At 67.6% G+C, this 22,177-nt stretch carries 18 protein-coding genes; 9 read left to right on the top strand and 9 right to left on the bottom strand.

Translation table 11 applies throughout. From position 1 onward, the window contains the following. Nucleotides 1-195: 195 nt before the first annotated feature. Complete coding sequence (locus tag RM531_RS14545; RefSeq protein WP_311660291.1) at nucleotides 196-516, bottom strand: putative signal transducing protein; 321 nt, start codon at nucleotides 514-516, stop codon at nucleotides 196-198. An 87-nt stretch (nucleotides 517-603) separates the two neighbouring features. On the opposite strand from RM531_RS14545, the gene RM531_RS14550 reads away from it, so the two are divergent. Beyond that, complete coding sequence (locus RM531_RS14550) at nucleotides 604-933, top strand: hypothetical protein (RefSeq protein WP_311660293.1); 330 nt, start codon at nucleotides 604-606, stop codon at nucleotides 931-933. A gap of 146 nt (nucleotides 934-1,079) precedes the next feature. Continuing rightward, nucleotides 1,080-2,702, top strand: coding sequence for a BCCT family transporter (locus RM531_RS14555; protein ID WP_311660295.1), 1,623 nt, complete (start codon nucleotides 1,080-1,082; stop codon nucleotides 2,700-2,702). A 22-nt stretch (nucleotides 2,703-2,724) separates the two neighbouring features. Here RM531_RS14555 and RM531_RS14560 read toward each other — a convergent pair whose 3' ends face one another. Together RM531_RS14560 and RM531_RS14565 are read right to left on the bottom strand one after the other, a co-directional pair. Next, a complete protein-coding gene (locus RM531_RS14560; protein ID WP_311660297.1) occupies nucleotides 2,725-3,771 on the bottom strand; it encodes an OmpA family protein in 1,047 nt (348 codons plus the stop codon). Further along, nucleotides 3,752-6,589, bottom strand: a complete 2,838-nt coding sequence (locus RM531_RS14565) for a M16 family metallopeptidase (RefSeq protein ID WP_311660299.1) — start codon at nucleotides 6,587-6,589, stop codon at nucleotides 3,752-3,754. The genes RM531_RS14560 and RM531_RS14565 overlap by 20 nt, the downstream gene beginning before the upstream one ends. A 137-nt stretch (nucleotides 6,590-6,726) precedes the next feature. Between RM531_RS14565 and RM531_RS14570 the strand changes: the two genes are divergently transcribed. The 7 genes from RM531_RS14570 to RM531_RS14600 all read left to right on the top strand — a co-directional run bounded on the left by RM531_RS14570 (nucleotide 6,727) and on the right by RM531_RS14600 (nucleotide 15,531). After that, nucleotides 6,727-8,562, top strand: a complete 1,836-nt coding sequence (locus tag RM531_RS14570) for an OPT family oligopeptide transporter (RefSeq protein WP_311660300.1) — start codon at nucleotides 6,727-6,729, stop codon at nucleotides 8,560-8,562. 97 nt (nucleotides 8,563-8,659) lie between these two features. Continuing rightward, nucleotides 8,660-9,142: a DUF3015 domain-containing protein gene (locus RM531_RS14575; RefSeq protein ID WP_311660302.1), complete on the top strand. Its 483-nt coding sequence runs from the start codon at nucleotides 8,660-8,662 to the stop codon at nucleotides 9,140-9,142. Nucleotides 9,143-9,250: 108 nt separating this feature from the next. Then, nucleotides 9,251-11,107, top strand: coding sequence for an Lnb N-terminal periplasmic domain-containing protein (locus RM531_RS14580; protein WP_311660304.1), 1,857 nt, complete (start codon nucleotides 9,251-9,253; stop codon nucleotides 11,105-11,107). 7 nt (nucleotides 11,108-11,114) lie between these two features. Next, a complete protein-coding gene (locus tag RM531_RS14585; protein ID WP_311660306.1) occupies nucleotides 11,115-12,995 on the top strand; it encodes an Lnb N-terminal periplasmic domain-containing protein in 1,881 nt (626 codons plus the stop codon). 269 nt (nucleotides 12,996-13,264) lie between these two features. Further along, nucleotides 13,265-13,831 carry a 1,6-anhydro-N-acetylmuramyl-L-alanine amidase AmpD gene (gene ampD / locus RM531_RS14590; protein ID WP_311660308.1) on the top strand — a complete coding sequence of 189 codons (567 nt, stop codon included), beginning with the start codon at nucleotides 13,265-13,267 and terminating at the stop codon, nucleotides 13,829-13,831. 12 nt (nucleotides 13,832-13,843) lie between these two features. Beyond that, nucleotides 13,844-14,722: a regulatory signaling modulator protein AmpE gene (ampE, locus tag RM531_RS14595; RefSeq protein WP_311660310.1), complete on the top strand. Its 879-nt coding sequence runs from the start codon at nucleotides 13,844-13,846 to the stop codon at nucleotides 14,720-14,722. Between the two features lie 26 nt (nucleotides 14,723-14,748). Continuing rightward, complete coding sequence (locus RM531_RS14600; protein ID WP_311660312.1) at nucleotides 14,749-15,531, top strand: inositol monophosphatase family protein; 783 nt, start codon at nucleotides 14,749-14,751, stop codon at nucleotides 15,529-15,531. 116 nt (nucleotides 15,532-15,647) lie between these two features. On the opposite strand, the gene idi is transcribed toward RM531_RS14600, so the two are convergent. From idi to RM531_RS14630, 6 genes are all read right to left on the bottom strand, one after another. Continuing rightward, nucleotides 15,648-16,232, bottom strand: a complete 585-nt coding sequence (gene idi / locus RM531_RS14605; RefSeq protein ID WP_311660314.1) for an isopentenyl-diphosphate Delta-isomerase — start codon at nucleotides 16,230-16,232, stop codon at nucleotides 15,648-15,650. A gap of 72 nt (nucleotides 16,233-16,304) precedes the next feature. Further along, complete coding sequence (locus RM531_RS14610) at nucleotides 16,305-18,578, bottom strand: hydroxymethylglutaryl-CoA reductase, degradative (protein WP_311660316.1); 2,274 nt, start codon at nucleotides 18,576-18,578, stop codon at nucleotides 16,305-16,307. Nucleotides 18,579-18,645: 67 nt separating this feature from the next. Beyond that, nucleotides 18,646-19,668 carry a mevalonate kinase family protein gene (locus RM531_RS14615; RefSeq protein ID WP_311660318.1) on the bottom strand — a complete coding sequence of 341 codons (1,023 nt, stop codon included), beginning with the start codon at nucleotides 19,666-19,668 and terminating at the stop codon, nucleotides 18,646-18,648. Beyond that, nucleotides 19,659-20,639 (bottom strand): diphosphomevalonate decarboxylase, encoded by a 981-nt coding sequence (gene mvaD / locus RM531_RS14620; protein ID WP_311660320.1) that lies wholly within the window; start codon nucleotides 20,637-20,639, stop codon nucleotides 19,659-19,661. Before mvaD ends, RM531_RS14615 begins: the two co-directional genes overlap by 10 nt. Before the next feature lie 38 nt (nucleotides 20,640-20,677). Continuing rightward, nucleotides 20,678-20,977: a DUF6763 family protein gene (locus tag RM531_RS14625; protein WP_311660321.1), complete on the bottom strand. Its 300-nt coding sequence runs from the start codon at nucleotides 20,975-20,977 to the stop codon at nucleotides 20,678-20,680. 131 nt (nucleotides 20,978-21,108) lie between these two features. Further along, nucleotides 21,109-22,149, bottom strand: a complete 1,041-nt coding sequence (locus tag RM531_RS14630) for an NADP(H)-dependent aldo-keto reductase (protein WP_311660323.1) — start codon at nucleotides 22,147-22,149, stop codon at nucleotides 21,109-21,111. Between the last annotated feature and the right edge of the window lie 28 nt (nucleotides 22,150-22,177).

Genomic DNA, 22,177 nt, shown 5'->3' on the forward strand with positions numbered 1-22,177 from the left:
GCCCCAGGGCAACGGCCTGACCACACCCTATTGGAGCGTCAGCCTGTAACCGATGTATCTGAATTATCCTGTCACCCTTGTTTTTGAACCGTACCCGGGCGCCCTTCTTTTCGTTACTTTTCTTGGGCGCGCAAGAAAAGGAACTCGCCCTTCAGGGCGAAATTCTTCAACTCAAATTTTATTGTCAAGCCGGCGCTAATCACCCGGCCGCCCCCGCCCGCACCGCCAACAGGCATCGAATTGCCCGGCCAGGTCTTCGCCGCAACTGCGGCAGCGCCAGGCCTGGCGAGTGGCGGTGTCGTCGGCCTCGAAGCGCCGGATCAGCGCGCGTGCCGGGTCGACCTGGTCCGGGTCGGTCACCCACAGGGTCGGGTAAGCGTTGGCGGGCAGTTCCCCCATGCCGCCCCAGAGGAACTGGCCGCGGATGTGGGCGTCGATGCCGTGCCCGGCAAGGTAGTCGCGCACGATATGGGCATTGGCGGGGTCGGAGGCGGTGTAGATCTGGTGTTGGCTCATGCGGTGACGGATTACCCGACGATTGCGATTGACAGTGGCCCGGCGGCTGCCTAATGTTCGGCGATCGGCCCCGCTCCGGACAAGTTCATGTACCAGTCGACAGTCACGCGAATCAGGGCGGCACTGGCCACAGTGCTGCTGGCGGTTGCGGTGGTTGGATTCCAGCCGGCCCACGCGGCCGATGTGAATACGGGGCATGCGCCGTCAGCGGCGGCCATGGGTGTCGATGTACTGGTCATCCGCCCGCTGAGCCTGGTGGCCACGGTGGCCGGCACGGGCCTGTTCGTGGTGTCGCTGCCGTTTTCCGCCCTGGGGCGGAATACCGACGAGGCCGCTGGGCAGCTGGTCGGCGCGCCGGCCAAGTACACGTTCCTGCGCCCGCTCGGTGATTTCGGCGGCCCCGCCGCCCTGCGCTGACGTCGTTTAGCCGGCGTTTCCCCCGGCCGACCACGGTCGGCGCCTGATTTCTTCCCGAACGCCGCCGCGCCCGCTCTCCGATCGCTTTTCCAAGGCTGTGCTAGGGTCTTGCGCTGTTTCACGGAAACATCGGGAGATGGGGAGCCATGAGCCAGGACGCTGAAATCGCGGAACTTGAAGAACGCTACGACACCGATTACGAGATCGGCGAAGACAATATCCACCCGTTCGGGCTGGATCTGCACAATCCGGTCTTTCTATGGAGCGCCATCCTGATCGCGGTCTTCGTGATCGGGTCCATGCTGTTCCCCGATGTTTCCAAGACCAGTCTGACCAGCGCGCGCGACTGGGTGATCAACACCTTCGACTGGCTGTTCCTGAGTGCCGGCAACTTCTTCGTGCTGTTCTGCCTGGCGCTGATCGTCCTGCCGTTCGGTCGCATTCGGCTGGGCGGGCAGGATGCCGAGCCGGAATTTTCCCGCATGTCCTGGTTCGCGATGCTGTTCGCGGCCGGCATGGGTATCGGTCTGATGTTCTGGTCGGTGGCCGAGCCGGTCGGTTACTTCACCGAATGGGCGGGTTCGCCGCTGAACGTGGCCGGCGGCACCGATGCCGCCCGGACTGCCGCCATGGGCGCGGTGATGTATCACTGGGCGCTGCACCCCTGGGCGATTTACGGCGTGGTGGCGCTGGCGCTGGCCTTCTTTGCCTATAACAAGGGCCTGCCGCTGGCGATCCGTTCGGTGTTCTATCCACTGTTCGGGGACCGCGTCTGGGGCACGCTGGGCAACGTGATCGATACCCTGGCGGTGGTGGCGACCATTTTCGGCCTGGCCACGTCCCTGGGGTTCGGTGCCCAGCAGGCCGCGGGCGGCATGCAGTTCCTGTTCGGCATCGCCGACAGCCTGATGGTGGAAATCCTGATCATCACCGGCGTGACCGCGGTGGCGCTGGTCTCGGTGGTGCGGGGCATCGACGGCGGCGTGAAATTGCTGAGCAACCTCAACATCATGCTGGCGGGGCTGCTACTGCTGTTCGTCATCGTGACCGGGTCAGTGACGGGCTTTTTCGCCAGTCTGGGCACCACGGCAGCCGGATATGCCGAGTATCTGCTGCCGCTGAGCAACCCGATCGGGCGCGAGGACGATACCTTTTACCACTCGTGGACCATCTTCTACTGGGCCTGGTGGATTTCCTGGTCGCCGTTCGTGGGCATGTTCATCGCCCGGGTGTCGCGCGGGCGCACGGTGCGCGAATTCCTGACCGCCGTGCTGATCGTGCCGATGGTGGTTACCGCCATCTGGATGAGCGCGTTCGGCGGCAACGGGCTGGATCAGGCGGTCAACGGCGTGGGGTCGCTGGCCAACGGCATCACCGACTCGTCGCTGTCACTGTTCCACATGCTGGAGAATCTGCCTCTGGCCGGCGTCACGTCGTTCCTGGCCATCACGCTGGTGCTGGTGTTCTTCATTACCTCGTCGGACTCCGGCTCGCTGGTGATCGACACCATTACCGCCGGCGGCAAGACCGAGGCGCCGGTGCCCCAGCGGGTGTTCTGGTGTGTCGCCGAGGGCATGATTGCCGCGGCGCTGCTGGTGGTCGGCGGGGCCGAGGCCCTGTCCGCGCTGCAGGCGGCCGCGGTCACCACCGGCCTGCCGTTCACGTTGGTCCTGCTGCTCATGTGTGTAGCCCTGCTGAAGGGGCTCAACCACGAGCTTCAGCTCCTGCGCTTCGAGGAAAAGAGCGCCAAAGCCGCCGCCCGGGCATAGCGCGGCGTCGGCTGAAGGGCGGCTACCGGTTTTCGTTGTTGCCGGTGGCCGCCGTGTCGGCCTGACTGGCAGCGGTTGCCCCGGCGATGGTGATCTCGATGCGCCGATTGCGGGCGCGCCCCTCGGTGGTGTCGTTGTCGGCCACCGGTTGTTCGGCGCCGAACGCCCGGGCTTCGAGCACGCCGGCGTCCACGCCCTGTTCAGCCAGGAAGCGCACCACCCCGGTGGCGCGCGCGGCGGATAGCTCCCAGTTGCTCGGATAACGCTCCTGCAGGTAGGGCTTGAGCGGTTGATTGTCGGTGTGGCCGGCCACGATCACCCGGGTCGGGCCACGGGTCTTCAGGCGGTCGGCGAGTTCCACCAGCAACTGCTCCCCTGCGCTGGTCAGCCGGTGCCGGCCGGAGGCAAACAGCACCGCGGAGTCCAGCGTGATGCGTTCGGCATCGGGTAGTTCCGCGTCGTCGGGGACGGCGCGAAACGTGGGGGTTTCCGGCGCCTGCCGCTGGAAGCGGATGCGAAAGGTCAGATCATTGACCTGTTCCCCCCGCCAGGCCAGCGTGCGGCCCTGCTGTCGCCAGTCACCGTCGCGGTTGCTCTGGGCGTCCAGTACCTCGATGTTCTCGGGCAGGATCCACACGTACGAGAAGTGGGCGAAGGGATCGGGACTGTTCCACTTGCCGTAATGGCCGTTGTCCAGCTCGCGGCCGTCCCAGCTATGGAAGGTGGTGCTGCCGTCGGGATTGTCGCTGAGCTGCCAGTCGCGAAAACGGTCGGCGCGCATCAGCGCGTAGTCGCCACTGTCGAATACCAGCCGGGTGCCGTCGTCCGTGGTTTCCTGCTGAAAATCAGCCGGATGGATGTAGACGTAGTCGTCCACGCTCTCGCCCTCGGCCAGGAACAGGGCCCGGCCCGGCAGCTCCGAGCGCAGGGTCTTGTACACCGTGTAGCTTTCGCCGTCGGTATTGAGCACGAAGATTTCCTCGCGCGAGACGTCCGCCGCAGCGCTGGCAGCGATCAGTGCCAGCAACGCGGCGACGCTTGCCCGCCGGTCAGGGCGCCGCGACATCATCCACCGGCAGGACTTCCACCTCGGCCCAGTCGAGGTCACGAATGGGTTGTTCGACCTTGTCGAGGTCACCCACGATCACCCAGGTCAGGTGATCGGGAGAAAGCAGCGTTGTCGCGGCCTCGTTCAGAGCCGGGATGTCCAGCGCCTGGACCCGGGTGACGTAGGTCTCGTAGTAATCCTCGGGCAGCCCGAAGACCGCAAGGTTGGCGAAGGTGCCGGCCAGCTCGCTGCTGGTTTCGTTATCGCCTGGCAGCGTGCGGGTGAGGTTGGCCTGCGCCGAGGTCAGCTCCTCGTCGGTGGGAGGTTCTTCGCCCAGGATGCCGGTGATCTCGCTTCGCATTTCCTTCATCGCCGGGGCGGTCTTGTCGATCTGCACCGAGGCGTAGGTGAAGAAGGGCTGCTGGGCGCGGGCGTCCATCAACAGGCTGCGGGCACCGTAGGACCAGTTCTTCTCCTCGCGCAGGTTGAGATTGATGCGCGAGTTGAACATGCCGCCGAGGATGGCGTTGACGGTGCTCATGGCGATGTCCTGCGGATGCGACTTGGGCGGCGCCAGGCTGCCGGCAATGACCGTGGCCTGGCTGCTGCCCGGCTTGTCGATCAGATAGATGCGCTGCTGTTCCGGCATCGGCCGGTCGGGCAGGTTCTTTAGCGGCGGGGCGTCATCGCCGGCCTGCCAGTCGCCGAAGGCTTTCTCCAGCAAGGGCTTGAGGGTGGCCATGTCGGTGTCGCCCACCACGATCAGGGTGGCGTTATCCGGGCGCACCCAGCGCCGGTGGAAGGCCTGCATGTCGGCGACGGTCAGGTCCTGGATGGCATCGGTGGTACCGCTGCCCGTCAGGGGGACGCCGTAGGCGTGTTCATCGCCATAGAGCAGCGGGCCGATGGTGCGCAGCGCCAGGCTGGTGGGATTGGACTTCTCCTGGGCGATGCCGGCCAGGCGCTGTTTCGACAACCGCTGGAACTGATCTTCCGGGAACGACGGCCGGCGGATCACGTCGGCATAGAGGTCCATCGAGGCGTCCAGCTTGCTGCTGATGGCCGACATGCTGATGCTGGACGCGTCCAGCGATGAGCTGGTGGACAGGCTGGCGCCAAGGCGGTCGAGTTCGGCGCTGATTTCCAGGCCATCCCGCGTTTCCGTGCCCTCGTCGAGCATCCCCAGGGCCAGGCTGGCGGTACCCGGCGCGCCCCTGGGATCGGCGGCATAGCCGGCGTCCAGCATCATGCGCATCTGCACTACCGGGGCGGCGTCACGCTCGGCCAGCCAGACTTTCAGGCCGTTATCGAGTTCGGCATGCTGCAGGTCGGGCAGGGTGAGGTCGGGGGCGTCGCCGATGTCCGGCAGCTGCGAGCGGTCGACGTCGCTGTCCGTCTGGCTGTGGTCGCCGAAGGGCAATACGGACAGGACGTAGACGCCATCGGACAGCCAGCGCTCGGCGGTGGCCTGCAGGACATCCGGCTGCACGGTGCGCAGCGTGTCCAGATACTTCCGGAAGTGGCCCGGGTCGTCGTGATAGACCGCGCCGCGAGCCAGGATGTCGGCCTTGCCACCGAATCCGCCGATGCGTTCGGCCCCGCGCAAGAACGAAGCCGCCAGGCTGGTGCGACTGCGGTCGAGCTCCTCGGCGCCGACGCCCTCGTCGATGAAACGCTCGAGTTCCTCGTCCAGCGCCGCTTCCACCTCGGCCAGGTCCACGCCGGGGCGGGCGGTTGCACTGATGATGAACTGCGAGCCGATTTCCTTGCTCCACAGGTCGGCGGAGACATCGGTGGCGATCTGCTCGTCGTACACCAGCCGCTTGTACAGCCGGCTGGTCTTGGAGCCGGCCAGCAGGTTGGCCGCGATCTGCAGCCGCGTTTCGTCCGGGGTGCCATCGGCGGCCACGTTCCAGGTCTTGTAGACGCGAGCCTGGGGTACGCGATCCTGCATCACGTGGCGGTGTTCGCCGGTCATTGGCGCCACCCACTCCTTCTGGTGCTCCAGCGGCGGGCCGGCCGGAATGCTGCCGAAGTAGCGTTCGACCTTGTCGCGCACGGTGTCGGGGTCGATGTCGCCGGCAATCACCAGGGTGGCGTTGGAGGGGCCGTAGTAGCGCTTGAACCAGGCCTTGACGTCTTCCAGGGACGCGGCGTTTAGGTCTTCGATCGAGCCGATGGTGGACCAGGAATAGGGATGGCCGTCGGGATAGGTGTTGGGCGGCAGCTTTTCCCAGACTTCACCGTAGGGCTGGCTGGCCCGCTGCTTTTTCTCGTTGATCACCACGCCGCGCTGTTCGTCCAGGCGGGCCTGGTCGACCGCGCCCAGGAAATGCCCCATGCGGTCGGATTCCATCCACAACGCCATGTCCAGCGCCGGCACCGGCACGTTGGCGAAGTAGTTGGTGCGGTCGGTGTTGGTGGTGCCGTTCATCGAGGTGGCGCCGGCCCGCTCGAAGGGCTCGAAGTACTCGCCGTCCCAGTTCTCGCTGCCCTGGAACATCAGGTGTTCGAACAGGTGGGCGAAGCCGGTCTGGGCCGGGCCTTCGTCCTTGGAACCGACGTGGTACCAGATGTTGACCGACACGATCGGGGCCTTGTGGTCCTGGTGCACCACCACGTCCAGCCCGTTGTCCAGCGTGAAGCGGGTGAATGCGATGTCGACATCGGGAATGTCCCCGCCGCCACCTGCATTGTCGGCGGCGTCCTCGGCGGCCTGAGCGGGCTCGGGCCTCGGGGTTTCGGCGGCCTGGGCCTGTTCGGCAGGCTGGCAGCCGGCGGTGGCAAGGCCGATCAACAGGGCATAGGCGGCGTGCGAGCCGGCGTGGCGGCTGGGCATGGTCTGTCTCCTCGATCGCGGATCGCCCGGAGCTTATCAGGCGACAACCGCTGCTGTTGACCGCCCGCGGCCGCAAGCGTTCCGGCCGGCGCTGGACGCGGTAGACTGCGATCACCGGATTGCCGACTTTTCTCGTCATGTCCCAGCTAACCCTGCGTGCCGCCCTGCTCGGCATTGTCCTGGCCATGATCCTGGCCGGGGCCAATGCCTATCTGGCTCTGTTCGCCGGTCTGACGGTGTCCGCCTCGATTCCCGCCGCGGTGGTATCGATGGCGATACTGCGGGCCCTGGCCCGGGGCAGCATCCTGGAAAACAACATCGTCCAGACCGCGGCCAGCGCCGGGGAGTCTATCGCCGCCGGGGTGATCTTCACTCTGCCGGCGCTGGTGCTGCTGGGTTACTGGGACAGCTTCCCCTACTGGTGGGTGGTGTTCATCGCCGGCATTGGCGGCCTGCTGGGCGTGTTGATCACGGTGCCGCTGCGCCACGCCCTGATCCACGACATGGATCTGCCGTTCCCCGAGGGCCGCGCCACCGCCGAGGTGCTGCGGGCCGGCCATGGCCAGGCCGGAGCCGGCATGGGCATGCTGCTGATCGGCGTGGCGGTCGGCGGGGCTACCAAGCTGGCGGAAAGCGGTCTGCGGCTGTGGCAGGCCACCGGCGAGCTGGCGGCCCAGGTGGGCCAGACGGTGTTCTACGCCGGCGCCAACCTCTCGCCGGCGCTGCTGGCGGTGGGTTACATCGTGGGCTTCAATATCGCGGTGCTGGTGTTCGCGGGCGGCCTGTTCGCCTGGGCCGTGGTGGTGCCGCTGTACGCGCTGGTGTACGGCCTGCCGCCGGCGGACACGCCGCTCGACGCCGCCTGGTCGCTGTGGAGCGAGCAGATTCGCTACATGGGCGTCGGCGCGATGCTGGTCGGCGGCCTGTGGGCGCTGTGGTCCATGCGAAGCTCGCTGGTTTCCGGGCTGCAGCGCATTGGTGGGACCAGCGTGGTCGGCGGCGAGGGGGATCTGCCGCGCTGGCTGCTCGGTGGGCTGGCGGTGGTTCTGGTCGTGCCCATGTTCGTGTTCTACGCCGGACTGCTGGATTCGCCCGTTGCCGCTTTGCCGCTCACCGTGATGATGCTGGTGGCCGCGGGGCTGTTCTCGGCCGTGGCGGCCTACATGGCCGGGCTGGTGGGCTCGTCCAACAACCCGGTATCGGGCGTGACCATCGCCACCATCCTGATCACCGCGCTGCTGCTACTGGTGCTGTTCGGCGATGCCACCCTGGGACCGGTGGCCGCCATCCTGGTGGGGGCGGTGGTCTGCTGCGCTGCGGCCATCGGCGGCGACAACATGCAGGACCTCAAGGCCGGCGCGATTCTGGGCGCGGCCCCCTGGCAGCAGCAGCTGGCGCAGATGCTGGGCGTGGTCAGCAGCGTGTGCGTGCTGGCGCCGGTGCTGTCGTTGCTGCTCAACGCCTACGGCATCGGCGTGCCTACCGAGGCCCACCCCGATCCGCTCCCGGCGCCCCAGGCCAGCCTGATGGCGGCGGTCGCCGGCGGCGTTTTCGGCGGCGACCTGCCCTGGCCGATGGTCGGGCTGGGGGCGCTGGTGGCGGTGGCACTGATCGTTGCCGACGAAATGCTGCGCCGTGCCGGATCGGAATTCCGGCTGCCGGTGCTGGCGGTAGCGGTGGGCATCTACCTGCCACTGTCGCTGTCCGTGCCGATTGCCCTGGGCGGTCTGATGGCACTGCTGGCGAGGCAGCGGCCGGTCAGCGGGACGGGCTTGCTGGCAGCGGCCGGCCTGATCACCGGGGAAGCACTGATGGGCATCGGCCTGGCGGTGCCCATCGTGGTCAGCGGCGACCGGGATGTGCTCGCCGTAGCCGGCGTGTCGCTGGGACCCTGGCCCGGTCTGGCGATCATGCTCGGGCTTTGCATCTGGCTGGCGCGGATTCGACCGGGCGTGTCGCCCGAAAAGGGGTAGTGCGTTATCCGCTCGCTGCCCTATAGTGGGACTCCGGCCCGTTCGGGCCGGAACTGGAACAACAAGCTAATCCAAACCGGATTCTGGGAGATTCACGATGAAAAAGATTCTGCTGGCAAGTGCGCTGCTGGGCTCGAGCATGGCCGCGAGTGCGGTGGCGCCGGGCGGCCCGGGTTGTGGCTGGGGCAACCTGGTATTCGAGGGAAAGAGCGGCCTGCCCGTTCACCTTCTGGCGACCATCGTCAATGGCACCTCGGGTAATGCCACCTTCGGCATGACCAGTGGTACCAACGGCTGTAGCACCAACGGGGCGCTGACCTACGGCGGCGAAAGCCTGCTGTCGCAGAACGGCGTACTCGAGGAAGTGGCGCAGGACATGGCCACCGGCCAGGGCGAAGCCCTGACCGCGCTGTCGGTGTCCATGGGCATCGACGTCGCCGACCGTGACCACTTCAATGCCGTGATGCACGACAACTTCACCGCCGTGTTCCCGGCCGAGGATGTCAACGCGCGCGACGTGATGACCAATATCGTCGATGTCATGCGCACCGACGCACGTCTGTCGGGCTACGTGTCCTGATCAAGACGTCATTCGAGGTGCCCCGCCCCGGTGGCGGGGCACCTTTCTGAGCTTCGCGCCTGCGGGCGCACCACCTGCCGCCTCGCGGCCCGGACTTGACCCCACGGTTTGATTCGCGCCGCCCTTATCCTCTGCCTGTCCACCGCAGCCGCCATCGCGCATTCGCATGCGGCGCCCACGGACGCCGATTTCACGGCCTGGGCGGCGTCAAACCGCTGGCAGGCGCTGATGCACATGAATCCCGGCGCCACCCTGCGGGACGTGGGCGCCAGCTATGTCGACGACCCGGATTTCTTCCTGGCCGAGTCGGGCAAGCGTGATCCGCGTGCGGAACTGGTGGCCAGCCACGCCGCCCTGCGTCAGGCGGATAGTGATGCCATCTGCCGTTTTCCGGCCCGTTACCGGTTTCTCGCCGAGCGCCTGGACTGGCCGCGCGACGCGGCATTCGATCACTGCGAGGAATACCCCGAATGGCGGGAAAAGATGCCCACTGGTCAGTTGGTGCTGGCGTTTCCGGCCGCCTATCTGAACAGCCCGTCCTCCATGTTCGGGCACACGCTGCTGCGGCTGGACCCGGAACCTGATCCCGACTCCACCTGGCTGTCACGCGCGATCAACTTCGGCGCCCGGGTGAACCCGAACGAGAACTCCCTGTTCTACATCTGGCGGGGGCTGGGCGGCGGCTATCCCGGCCACTTCTCGCTGACCGCCTACGTGGAGAAGATCCGCGACTATGCGCATCTGGAAAACCGGGACATCTGGGAATACGCGCTGAATCTCGACGCCGACGAGCTGGACTGGCTGGTGAGCCATCTGTGGGAACTGCGCAACATCAATTTCGACTACTTCTTCTTCGACGAGAACTGCTCGTTTCGGCTGCTGGAACTGATCAAGGTGGCCCGGCCGCGGGCGCCGCTGATCGAGGATTTCCGTTTCGCCGAACTGCCGGTCAACACCGTGCGTACGCTCTATCGCGCCGGTCTGGTCACCGAACGCCGCTACCGGCCATCCAAGGCCAACGAACTGGAATTCGCCGCCGCCAACCTGAGCGACCCGGAACTGGCACTGGCCCGGCAGCTGGTTGACGATCCTGCCGCGGCCGAGACGCCCGCCTTTCAGAGCCATTCGCCGGATCGCCGCCACCGTATCGCCCGGGTGGCCTATCAGGCGCTTCGGCTGGAGTCGCGCGACCAGGCCCGCACCGATGACGTGGCGCGCCACAGCCTGGCCCTGCTGCGGGTGGTGCAGCGCAATCCGGCACCGCCGGCGCCCGAGCCGCCCGAGCCGGCGGCCCCGGAGACCGGCCACGGCACTGAAATGGCGCGATTCGGACTGGGCTCGCGCGGCGGCAGTTCGTTCGTCGAGGCCGGCTACCGGCTGACCTATCACGACGTGCTCGACCCGGTGACCGGCTTCCTGCGCGGCGCGGGAATCGAGGGGATGGACATCAATCTGCGTCTGGACGAGGCCGAGGGTCTGGTGCTGGAAAGCCTGGATCTGGTCAACATCCGCTCGCTGGCCCCGCGCGGGGCCTTCGTCAAGCCGACGTCCTGGTTCGTGCACGGGGGGCTCGAGCGGGTACGTGCCGACGCGGACGGTGATACCGACGACCGGCGGCAGGCGTTGTTCCTGCAGGGCGGGCCCGGCGCCACCTGGCAGTTGGGCAACTGGCTGGTCTACGGGCTGGCCACCGCCCGGGCCGAGCAGGTGTCCGGGGCCGAACCTGCCGTACGGCTTGGTGCCGGCCCCGAATTCGGCGCGCTGTACCAGCGCCCGGACTGGCAGCTGGGCCTGATGCAGACCAGCCGCTGGTACGAGGCCGGGTTCGCGCGCCACCGCAGCGAACTGACGCTGAACCTGCCGGTCACGGCCCAGGACGCCGTCCGGCTGGGCTGTGACTACCGCGACTGGTCCGGCGGCGACGAGGTGGGTTGCCGTGTGGCGCTGCGCCATTTCTTTGACTGACGCCCGGATGCGCGACCGTCTGCTGGTCGGCCCGCTGGCGTTGCTGCTGACCGCATTGTCCGGACCGGTGCCGGCGGCAGAGAATGTTGCCACCGGCGATCTGGCCGAGTCCCGCGCGTGGCGGGCACTGCTGCACTATCGCCCGACTGCCGGTGGCGAGGCGGTCAGCGCCGTGGTCAGCGACGATTTCTTCCTCACGTCCGGGGGTCGCACCGATCCCGCAGCCGAACTCGACGCCTTGCGCCGCGCGCTGGCGGATGGCGGCCGCCTGCCCGGTCGTGACCGTCCGGCGCACTGTCTGTTTCCGGCCCGCACGGTATGGCTGGTCGACCAGCTCGATCTGACACCGCCGGATGCCTCGGCGTGCGCCGAACTACAGCGCTGGCAGGCGCGGCTCGACCCGGATGGTGTGAGTCTGGTGTTTCCCACCGCGTACACCGGTAGCGCGGCGTCGCTGTTCGGGCACACCCTGCTGCGCCTGGATGTCGAGCGGGACGGCGAATTGCTGGCCCATGCCGTGAATTTCGCCGCCATTACCGGCGAGGATGCCGGGCTGGGCTTTGCCTGGCGCGGCCTGACCGGCGGCTATACGGGGCAGTTCGGGGTATTCGCCTACTACGAGAAGGTGCGGGACTACGCGTGGATCGAGAACCGCGACATCTGGTCGTACCCGCTCGACCTGAGCGCCGCCGAGCGCCACCGCCTGGTGGCGCACCTGTGGGAACTGCGCGGGGCGAAATTCGAGTATTTCTTTCTCAATCGCAACTGCGCCTTCCAGTTGCTGACCCTGCTGGAGGCGGTTCGGCCATCGCTCGATCTGAGCCGTGACTTCGACTGGTACGCCATACCCGCCGACACCATCCGCGCCGTGGATTCGGTGCCCGGTCTGCTGGGCCGGCCGTCGTTCCGCCCGGCCCTGGGCCATCGGCTGCAGGTGGCTGCCGGCCGGATGACCCCGGCGAACCGGCGGCTGGCGCTGGCGGTGTCTCGCGGGGAACGCGCCCCGGATGCCGCGGCCATCGCCGCACTTTCGCCGTCCGCCCGTGCGCGGGTACTGGAACTGGCGCACGATCATGTCTACTACCGGATTCTGGTCGGGCGGCTGCCGCCCGCCGCGGGTGATGCCCGCCTGCAGGCCATCCTGCTCGCCCGCAGCCGGGTACAGGCCGACATCGGGCGGGCCGAGCCTGCGACGCCCGCTGTGGCGCCACACGCCGGCCACGCGAGCCGGCGTGCCGGTGTATCGGTGGTCAACGAGGACGGGGACTGGTCGCTGGGGTTGCACGGCCGGGTGGCCTACCACGATTTGCTGGACCCGCCCGGCGGCTACAGCGAGGGCACCCAGCTGGCGTTCCTGTCGCTGGATCTTCGGCTGGATACCCGCGGCGATCGGATCGAGATCGACCGTCTCGGGCTACTGGATATTGTCTCGCTTCGTCCGCGCGATGCGCTGTTCGACCCCTGGTCCTGGCAGCTTGCGGCCGGCTTGCGACAGCGCCCGGTCAGCGCGCCGGCTGATCCGGACGGGCATCTGGGCGCATTCGTGGAAGGTGGGCCGGGCCTGGCCTGGTTATTGACCGACAGTATTACCGGCTACGTCTTCGGTCTGGGCAGCCTGGATGGCAACCATGGCTACACAGCTGACTATGCCCTGGGCGCCGGCGCCAGTGCCGGGGTGCTGGCGACGCTGCGCAACGGCTGGCGGCTGCGCGCGGAAATCGGTGCGCTCGACCATGTGGCCGGTAATTCCGGCCACCGGCACTGGGCGTCGCTGACCCAGCAGTGGTCGCTGGCCGACGGTCTCGGGCTGCGGGCCCGGGTAACCGCGGAGGACACGGCCCGGCACGATCTGGTCCGCGCCCGTCTGACCCTGCTGGCATACTTCTAGGGCCTGTTAACGCTACCGCCGATCGTCGCGTTGCTGTCCCAAAATGCGGCGAGGCAAGGCGCGAGGAGAGAAGTTTGGTCAACCAAATGAACGACGAGCAACGCCGCATCGGCGCATTTTGGGCGCAACCCGGAGGGACGCGGGCCATTTTTCCGCAATCCGGCGTTGTCGCTCGCTTATGTAGTGCCACTACACCGCACTCGCTCCGCCTTGTCTTGCGGAAAAATGGCCCGCGGCGCGGCGATCTCGGTAGCGTTAACAGGCCCTAGATGATCGACTGGCGAATCACCAATGGCTGGCTATCGGCGGCCACCCGCTGCCCGTCGCCCAATTGCGATGCCCGGCCCGCGGGCATGGCAGTAGACCTGCTGGTGGTCCATGGCATCAGCCTGCCGCCGGGCGAGTTCGGTGGCGACGCCATCGAAGCGCTGTTCTGTAACCGGCTCGATCCTGACGACCATCCCTATTTCGCCGCCATCGCCGGCCTGCGGGTGTCTGCCCACCTGCTGATCCGCCGCGACGGCCGGTTGCAACAGTTCGTGCGCTTCGAGGAGCGGGCCTGGCACGCGGGCGAATCGACCTTTCGCGGCCGTACCCGGTGCAACGACTTTGCCGTGGGCATCGAACTGGAAGGCACCGACGACTGCCCTTACGAGGCGATTCAGTACCAGCGGCTGGCCGCCACCGCGCGGCTGCTCATGGCCCGCTTTCCGGGGATTGCCGCGGACCGTATAGTGGGCCACAGTGATATTGCACCGCAGCGAAAGACCGACCCCGGCCCGGCGTTCGACTGGCCGCGCTTCCGGTCCCTGCTGGACCACCCCGAAGGCAACTGACAGGCGACCGGCATGACCCTCATCGTGATCTTCGCCGCGTTGATTGCGGAACGACTGCTCAGTCATCTGCGCCGCTGGCGCGAGTACGACTGGTACGGGCGCTACCTGGGCCAGCTGCAGTCGTCGACCCTGTTCGACGGGCTGTGGCGCTCGGCCTGGGGCCTGCTGCTGATCGTGCCGCCGCTGCTGCTGATCGGGGCGATTCAGGCCCTGCTCGAGGGTGGTATTTTCAGTTTGCTTGGACTGCTGTTCTCCGTGCTGGTGCTCGTATTTGCCCTGGGCCCGCGTGACCTGTGGGAAGAAGTGCGCGCCTACCGCGCCGCTCTGCAGGAAGACCGCCGCGAAGCCGCCGACTCGATTGCCGCCGACCTGGCCGGCGACAGCGAACAGACCGGAGAGCACGCGGATCCGCGGACCGTGATCAGTGCCATCTTCCTGCAGGGGCACGAGCGGGTGTTCGGCGTGCTGCTGTGGTTTTTCGTGCTCGGGCCGCTGGGGGCCGCGGCCTATCGGCTGGTGGCGGATTCCCCCGGGCATTTCCGGCGCCTGGATGCCGGCGAACCGCTACAGGACGCCGCACTGCGTCTGCACGGTATTCTGGCCTGGGTGCCGCAACATCTGGCCATGCTGCTCTACGGCCTGGCCGGCAGCACCGACGGGGCCCTGACCGCCTGGCGTCAGCGCGATGCGGGCGACGCCGACAACTGGGTCCAGCAGGGCTGGCAACGGCTGGTCGCAATCGGTTGCGGCGCGTTGCTGATCGACGAGGAGCAGGCCCCGCCGCCGGACATCGACGAACGTCTGCGTCAGGCCATCGGTATCGTCTCGCGTAGCCTGATCATCCTGCTGGCGGTGCTGTCCGCGTTTACCATCGGCGGCTGGATCACCTGATACTCAATCGACCACGGGAGGGACCATTGGCCTCGACACAGCAGTTTCTGGCCCGGGCCGTCGACGCGGCGCGCGCCGCCGAGGACGTCATCCGCCACTACTATCACGGCGAGTTCGAGGTATCGGACAAGGCTGACGACAGTCCGGTCACCGTGGCGGACGTGGAAAGCGAGCGGGCAATCAAGTCGGTGCTGGCCGCGGCCTTTCCCGAGCATGGTTTCTACGGCGAGGAACTCGGCCGCGAGTCCGCCGATGCGGACTACGTGTGGCTGATCGACCCCATCGACGGCACCAAGAGTTTCGTGCGCGGCTATCCCTTCTTTTCCACCCAGATCGCGCTGATGCACCGTGGCGAACTGGTTGTTGGCGTGTCCAACGCGCCGATGTTCAACGGCGGCGAAATGGCAGCGGCCGCCCGAGGCGAGGGTGCCACGCTCAACGGCGAGCCGATCCGGGTCAGCGAGGTCGACCGGCTGGACCGGGCCACCCTGTCACTGGGCAACATCGGCACGCTGGCCGGTTCCGATCGCTGGTCGAGCGTGGGGGAACTGCTGCGGGCCGTCCATCGGCATCGGGGCTATGGCGATTTCTATCATTACCACCTGCTGGCGGCCGGCCGCATCGACCTGATTGTCGAGTCCGACCTCAACATCCTCGATATCGCCGCCCTGACCGTGATCCTGCGTGAAGCCGGCGGCGAAATCAGCCAGCTCGACGGTGATCAGATCGGGCTGGAAACAACCAGCGTGTTCGCGAGCAACGGGCGGGTCGGCGAAGCTGCCAGGCGGATTCTCGGGCTGCCGGGCTGAACGAAGCTTTCACGGCGACCGGCCCTATCTGCTGATCGCAAGTCGACCCCTAATACCCGGGCGCATGAATGCGGCCCTGCAACGCGCAGGTTGGCCGGTCTTGCGTAGGGCGCCATTCATGGCGCCTGTCCGGTCAGGACGCGGTCCCAGTGTTGCTCCCGAAGTTGCGGCCATTCCAGCTTCAGCCAGGGCGCGTAGCGCTCGGGGTGCTTCGCCAGTTCGACATCCAGTACATCCGGTTCGATCCACCGGATATCGTCGATCTCGTTGATATTGATCCGTACCGGATTGTCGTCCACCGCGGTGTAGACCGAGCACAGCTCGTGCTCCGAGCCCAGCTCGCCATAGCGGGCGTGGTACTCGAAGCGGTAGAGAAACGTCAGCGGCGGGCTCACGCCCAGTTCTTCGCGGATGCGGCGGGCGGCGGCCTCGGCGTCGGACTCGCCCCGGCGCGGGTGGCTGCAGCAGCTATTGGCCCAGTAGCCCGGCCATAGCCGCTTCTGTTCGCTTCGCTGTTGCAGCAGCAGCCGGCCTGACCGGTCGAACAGGAAGATGGAAAACGCCCGGTGCAGCAGGCCGTCGCCGTCGTGGCAGGCCTCCTTGGACTCGAAGCCCAGCAGGTTGTCCTGGCTGTCGACCCGGATTAGCGGTTCGTCGTCGAAGGAGACAACCGCGTGGTTGGCTGGCGTGGTGGTCTGCATGGACTCAGGTCATCCAGGCGCTAGCCGCAAAGGTATGTTCGTGCCGGGAAGTGCCACTGGAAGGGGTCTGCGCTACCGGATCTCGGTGATGAAGGTGTCGTAGCCGGCCCGCCGCATGGCGATGGCAATGCCCTCGGTGCGGTCGGCCTCGGCCACGGCAATCACTGCGCCGCCCCCGCCGCCGCCGGTGAGCTTGGCCCCCAGGGCGCCGTTCTCGCGGGCAATCTGCACCAGTTCCTCCACCTCCCAGCAGGAAACCTGCAGGGCGTTGAGCAGCCCCTGATCGATATTCATCAGTTCGCCCAGGGTGGCGATATCGCCCTGTTCCAGCGCGTCGACACCGGCCAGGGCCAGCTGGTCGATCTGGTCAAAGATCGGCTCGTAGCGTTCCGGATGCGCCTGCCAGGCGGCGCGCACGCGGCCCACGGTCTGGGCGGTGAGGGTGCGTACGCCGGACAGGCCGATCACCACCGGGATCGGCCGGGCCGGATGCACTTCACGGATGGCAGGCGCGCTGCTCGGCAATTCGCCCTTGCGGAACAGGATCGGCCGGCCGTAGGTGGCCAGGGTATTGTCGATGCCGCTGGGGGTGCCGTGGGCGATCTGTTCGCACTCGTAGGCCAGTTCGTTGACCCGGGCGTCGTCGAGTTCGATGTCGAAGGCCTCGGCCACGCCGCGGATGACGGCCACCGCCAGCGCGGCGGAGGCGCCCAGGCCGACCGCCCGCGGCACATGCGGATAGACCTCCACGCGCATGGGCTCGTCGCGCACCCCCAGCCGCTGCAGGATCAGGTCCATCGACTTGTGCAGAGCGTTGTCCGCGGTTGTGGGCGGGTGCAGTTCGGTTTCCACCCCCCAGCGCGGGATGAACAGGGTGGTGCCGGATTCCTGGCGCTGGACATCGGCGCGGATGGTCAGCGGGATGGGGGCGGCGATGGCGTGCTTGCCATAGACCACGGAATGTTCACCCAGCAGGATGATCTTGGCGTAGCCGGCGCCGGCTTCCACGTTGTCGGCGGTGAACGCGGCGGTGGCTGGACCGTCATCGCCGGCGGTTGCAGTCTCGCCCATGCCGTCGAGAATTTCCCGCGCCTTCCAGACCTTGATGTCCCCGGAGGCGATCAGCTTTTCCACCACCGCGTCGAACTGGCTTTCCTCGGCCCCGGCGGCGATCGCCACGCTGCGCGCATGCAGGGTCATGTGACCGCGCTGGATGCCGTCGGTGGACAGGGCCCGTAGCGCGGCATAGTTCTGGGCCAGTCCCACCGCGGCCATCACCCCGGCAAGTTCGCGCGCGCTTTCCACCCCCAGCAGCCGGTGGGCGATCATCACCGCCTGGTTGGACTGCACCTGACCGCCCACCGTGCCCACCTTCAGCGGCAGGTCCAGTTCGCCCACCAGATTGCCGGCCTCGTTGGCGTACCACTTGGTCAGCGAGGTGTAGTGCCCGTCGCGGGCGGCGTAGGCGTGGGCGGCGGCCTCGATCGCCCGCCAGTCGTTGCCGGTGGCGATGGCCACGGCATCGATGCCGTTCATGATGCCCTTGTTGTGGGTGGCCGCCCGATAGGGGTCGGCGGCGGCGAAATCCGTGGCCAGGGCGATGCCGTCGCGCACCTGTTCGCCCGAGAATGCCCCGTTGCCGAGCTGCGCCACCGGCACTTCCACCCGGGCCCGCACCATCGCCCGGTCGGTCAGGTTGGACAGGATGCGCAGGAACACCTTGCCGTTGGTGATCTTCTCCACCAGCGGGGCCACACCCTCGCACATGGTGTTGACCAGGTTGGCGCCCATGGCGTCGCGGGTGTCCACGATCAGATGCACCACCAGCATGTCGCCGCGCGCGCCCTGGGCGCTGTGCAGATGGACCTCCACATCGCGGGCGCCGCCGCCGCGGCTGACCATCTTCGGGTGCAGGCTGTTGGCCAGATTCAGGATTTCCTCGCTGCGGGCCAGCAGGGCCTGGCGCGCGCGAGCGGGGTGGCCCACATCCATGACCTGGATCTGGCCGATCAGCATGGGCTCGTCGGCGTCCACGCGGATGCCCCCGGCACTGCGCATCACCTTGGCCGCTGACGACACCGCGGCAATGATGGAGGGTTCCTCCACTACCATCGGCACCAGGTAATCCTTGCCGTTGACCAGGAAATTCAGCCCCAGTCCCATCGGTAGCGAGAACGCGCCGATCACGTTCTCCACCAGCCGGTCCGCCTTGGCGGCGTCCAGCAGGTGCTTGCCGTCCATGAGCATGTGGTACTCGGCCTCGCTGAGGACCTCACGCTCGTAAAGCACCCGCAGCCGGTTGGCCACGGAGAATTTGTAGAACTCGGGGATGCGGGAACGGCTCATCGCAGGGTGCGGTGGTTGGATTTCACCGAAGGCGGCGTTGCGGCCGGCTGGCCGGCATGACGGTATTTTACCTGACCGCTTCCGACACGTCGGTGACAGCCACCCCGGGCGCCCCGAAGGCCATTGCCGGACACACGTGACCGAGGCTTTCCGCGGCACGGGTTGCCGCGTCGAGCGCGGCCCGCGAGGGCGCCAGAATCAGACCCAGGTCGCCGCCGCCCGCCCCGGTGGTCTTGAACACCGCGCCGGTGCCGGCCACGGCGTCGGCCAGCGCCCGATGCCGCACGGTGACGATCCCGGCCCCGGCGGCCGTGCCGAGTGTGGTCAGGGCGTCCAGGCTGGCCCGGCAGGCGTCGAGCAGCGCGGGGATATCCGACCGCACGATCGCCGTCCGTCCCCGGTCGGCGATATCGGCCAGGCGCGACATCGCCGTGTCGTGCCCGGCAGGGTCGATCACTGCCAGGTGGCGCACTGCTGCCACCAGTTCACGGGTATCGGCGCCGTCGCCGGTTATCACCGGCCGCGCGTGCAGGCCGGCCGGCCAGTTCCGCGGCTGGACCGGCTGTCCGGCCACGAATTCGACGATGCCGCCGTACACGGCCGTGGCGATATCGGCGCCGCTGCCTTCGCCGCCCTGGGCCATGCGGTGGGCCCGGGTGGCCGCGTCGGCAATCGCAGCCTTGTCCTCGGGATAACCCAGCAGGTGGTGCATAGCGGTAGTCAGCGCCACCGCGACGGCGGCGCTGGCACCCAGCCCCAGCTTGTGATCACCGCGGAAGAAGGCGCGGGTGTCGATGGTGACGCTCAGCGGCGGAAGCTCGTGATCATGCGTCACCGTGCGCCGCACGGCGTCGAACACGGCCAGCGCACGCCGAAGATCGTCGGTCGCGTTCTTTGGCGGGCCGCCGTCATCGGCCAGCGCCAGATCGGCCAGACCCAGCGGGCGGGCGGTCAGCCGCCAGGTACCGGCCGGTGCCAGCGACACCCGGCAGCGGGCGTCCATGGCAGCCAGCAGGGCCGGAGCACCGTGCAGCACGGCGTATTCGCCCAGTAGGAACAGCTTGCCCGGGGCAGTGGCGGTTACGCCCACGGGTCCGCGATCAGGCTGGCGTCCGGCCCGAGGTGGCTGATGCGCACGTCCCGCACGCCCGGCACCTGTGCCAGGGCGGCAGTCACGGCGTCGGCGTCCGCGATGCGGCAAAGCGCCTTGACCTGCGGGCCGGCATCGATGGTGCCGTAGGCAGCCAGCCCGTCTGCCCGCAGGTCTGCCAGCGTCTGCCAGGCCGCCAGGGTGGCCGGCTGCCAGTAGATCAGCCCCGGCTGCGCGCCAAGCATGGTGGCGTGCATCTTCAGGCAGCTGTGTTCGGTGAGTTCGCCCACGCGTTCGAGGTTCCGGTCCCGGATTGCGGTCCGCATGGCGGCCAGGTCCGCATCGGCGCCGGCCACCCAGGCGTCATGGAAGGGCGATGTCGCGGCCGTCCGGGTCATGCCATCGGTGGAGCCGACCGACTTGGTGCCGGTGTCGATGATCGCCACCACCACCGCCAGCGGCCACTCGTGCGCGGCCAGCAGCGGCACGGCGTGGGCATCGGCGCCGGTGCGGTCGTCGCGACCGCGCTGCATCTCCACGAAACCACCGTACAGGGACCGGGCCGCCGAGCCGGAGCCCTGCCGGGCCAGCGCCGATAGTTCGGACGGCGAGGCCTCGATACCGGCCGCCCGGCTCGCGGCCAGCGCCAGGGCGGCGAAGCCGGAGGCCGACGATGCCAGACCGGCGCCGGTGGGGAAGTTGTTGCGGGAGCGCACGTCCGCGCGCATTTCCATGCCCGCCAGCGCCCGGACCAGGTCGAGGAAACGGCTGACCCGCTCGGCATCGCCGCCGCTTTCCAGCATGATCGCGTCGGTGACCAGGTTCGGGTCGAAGCGCACCCGGGTTTCCGAATGCAGTGCCTCCAGGGTCACCGAGATGGAGCCGGTGGCCGGCAGATTCAGGGCACTATCGCGCTTGCCCCAGTACTTGATCAGCGCAATGTTGGCGTGGGCGCGGGCGGCAGCTTGCATAGCGCGCAGTGTAGCGGAGCGCGCGCCGGCAGACCCGATCAGTGCAGCAGGTAGTCCAGCTCCTCGAACGGATCGTCCAGCCCGTCCAGGTTCAGGCCCGTCCGGTCGTCGTCCTCGGGCTCGGTGTCCAGCGCGCCGGTCACGTCATCGGGCGGCCCGGCATCCTCGGCTTCCAGCTGTGGCCAGCTCTCGTAGTCGATTTCCTCGACCGTGCCGTCCTCGTACTGGATTTCCACCGCGCGGCTGGCCTCGTCCATGGCCACTACCTCGAAGCGGGCGCTTGTCCACGGGCTGTGGTACCAGTCGCCGATCTCGATCTCGTATAGCCGACGGGGCATCGTGCACCTCCTCGTCTTGAGTGACGTTGCCTGTGCCCGATGTCTACCTATACGCCGCTCGGCCGCGCTTGCAAACCCCGTCCGGGCGAGGGCGCCGGAAGCGACTGATCCGCCGGGAAGTTGTGCCCGGATCAGGGGCAGGGATTGGGGTGACGGGTGTGAATGGCCTCGATTTCCGCGCAGACCTCGTCGGACAGCTGCAGATCCGCGCTGTCGATGTCGGCCCTGAGCTGCTCCATGCTGGTGGCGCCGATGATGGTGCTGGTCAGAAAGCTGCGCGAGTTGCACCAGGCCAGCGCCATCTGGGCGGGATCCAACCCGTGGTCGCGCGCCAGTTTCACGTACTCGGCCGTTGCGGCCTCGCCGGCCGGGTTGGTGTAGCGGGAAAACCGCTCGAACAGGGTCAGCCGGGCCCCGTCCGGGCGCGCGCCGTCGAGATACTTGCCGGCAAGCACGCCGAAGGCCAGCGGCGAATAGGCCAGCAGGCGCACGTCCTCGCGCTCGGCGCATTCCGCCAGGCCGATCTCGAAGGTGCGATTGAGAAGGGAATAGGGATTCTGCACCGACACCACCCGCGGCAGGCCGGTGCGCTCGGCGATCTCCACATAGCGCATCAGGCCCCAGGGGGTTTCGTTGGAAATGCCCACGTGCCGGATCTTGCCCTCGTCCACCATGCGGCCCAGCTCACCCAGGGTGTCCTCGATGGCGACCTCGTCGGGCAGCGGCTTGTGGACGTAGCCTAGTCGGCCGAAGGTGTTGGTGCGCCGGTCCGGCCAGTGCACCTGATACAGATCGAGATAGTCCGTCTGCAGGCGCTTGAGGCTGGCTTCCAGTGCGCGGCGGACCTGCGCCGGGGTCAGCGTGGTGTCGTCGCCCTCGCGCAGCCAGCTCATCTCGCTGCGGCCAGTGACCTTGCTGGCCAGCACAACGTCATCACGCCTGCCGCGTCGGGCCAGCCAGGTGCCGATGTACTGCTCGGTGCGGCCGGCGGTGTCGGCCTTCGGCGGCACCGGATACATCTCGGCCGCGTCAATGAAGTTGATGCCGCGTTCCAGCGCGTAATCAAGCTGTTCGTGGGCGTCGGCCTCGGTGTTCTGCTCACCCCAGGTCATGGTGCCCAGGCAGATCAGGCTGACGTCGAGATCGGTGCGACCGAGGCGGCGCATTTCCATGAGACAACTCCTAGTGGCGCGTGAAATC

It is taken from the genome of Spectribacter acetivorans (assembly GCF_031846305.1).
In the GTDB taxonomy this organism is placed as follows: domain Bacteria; phylum Pseudomonadota; class Gammaproteobacteria; order Nevskiales; family Salinisphaeraceae; genus Spectribacter; species Spectribacter acetivorans.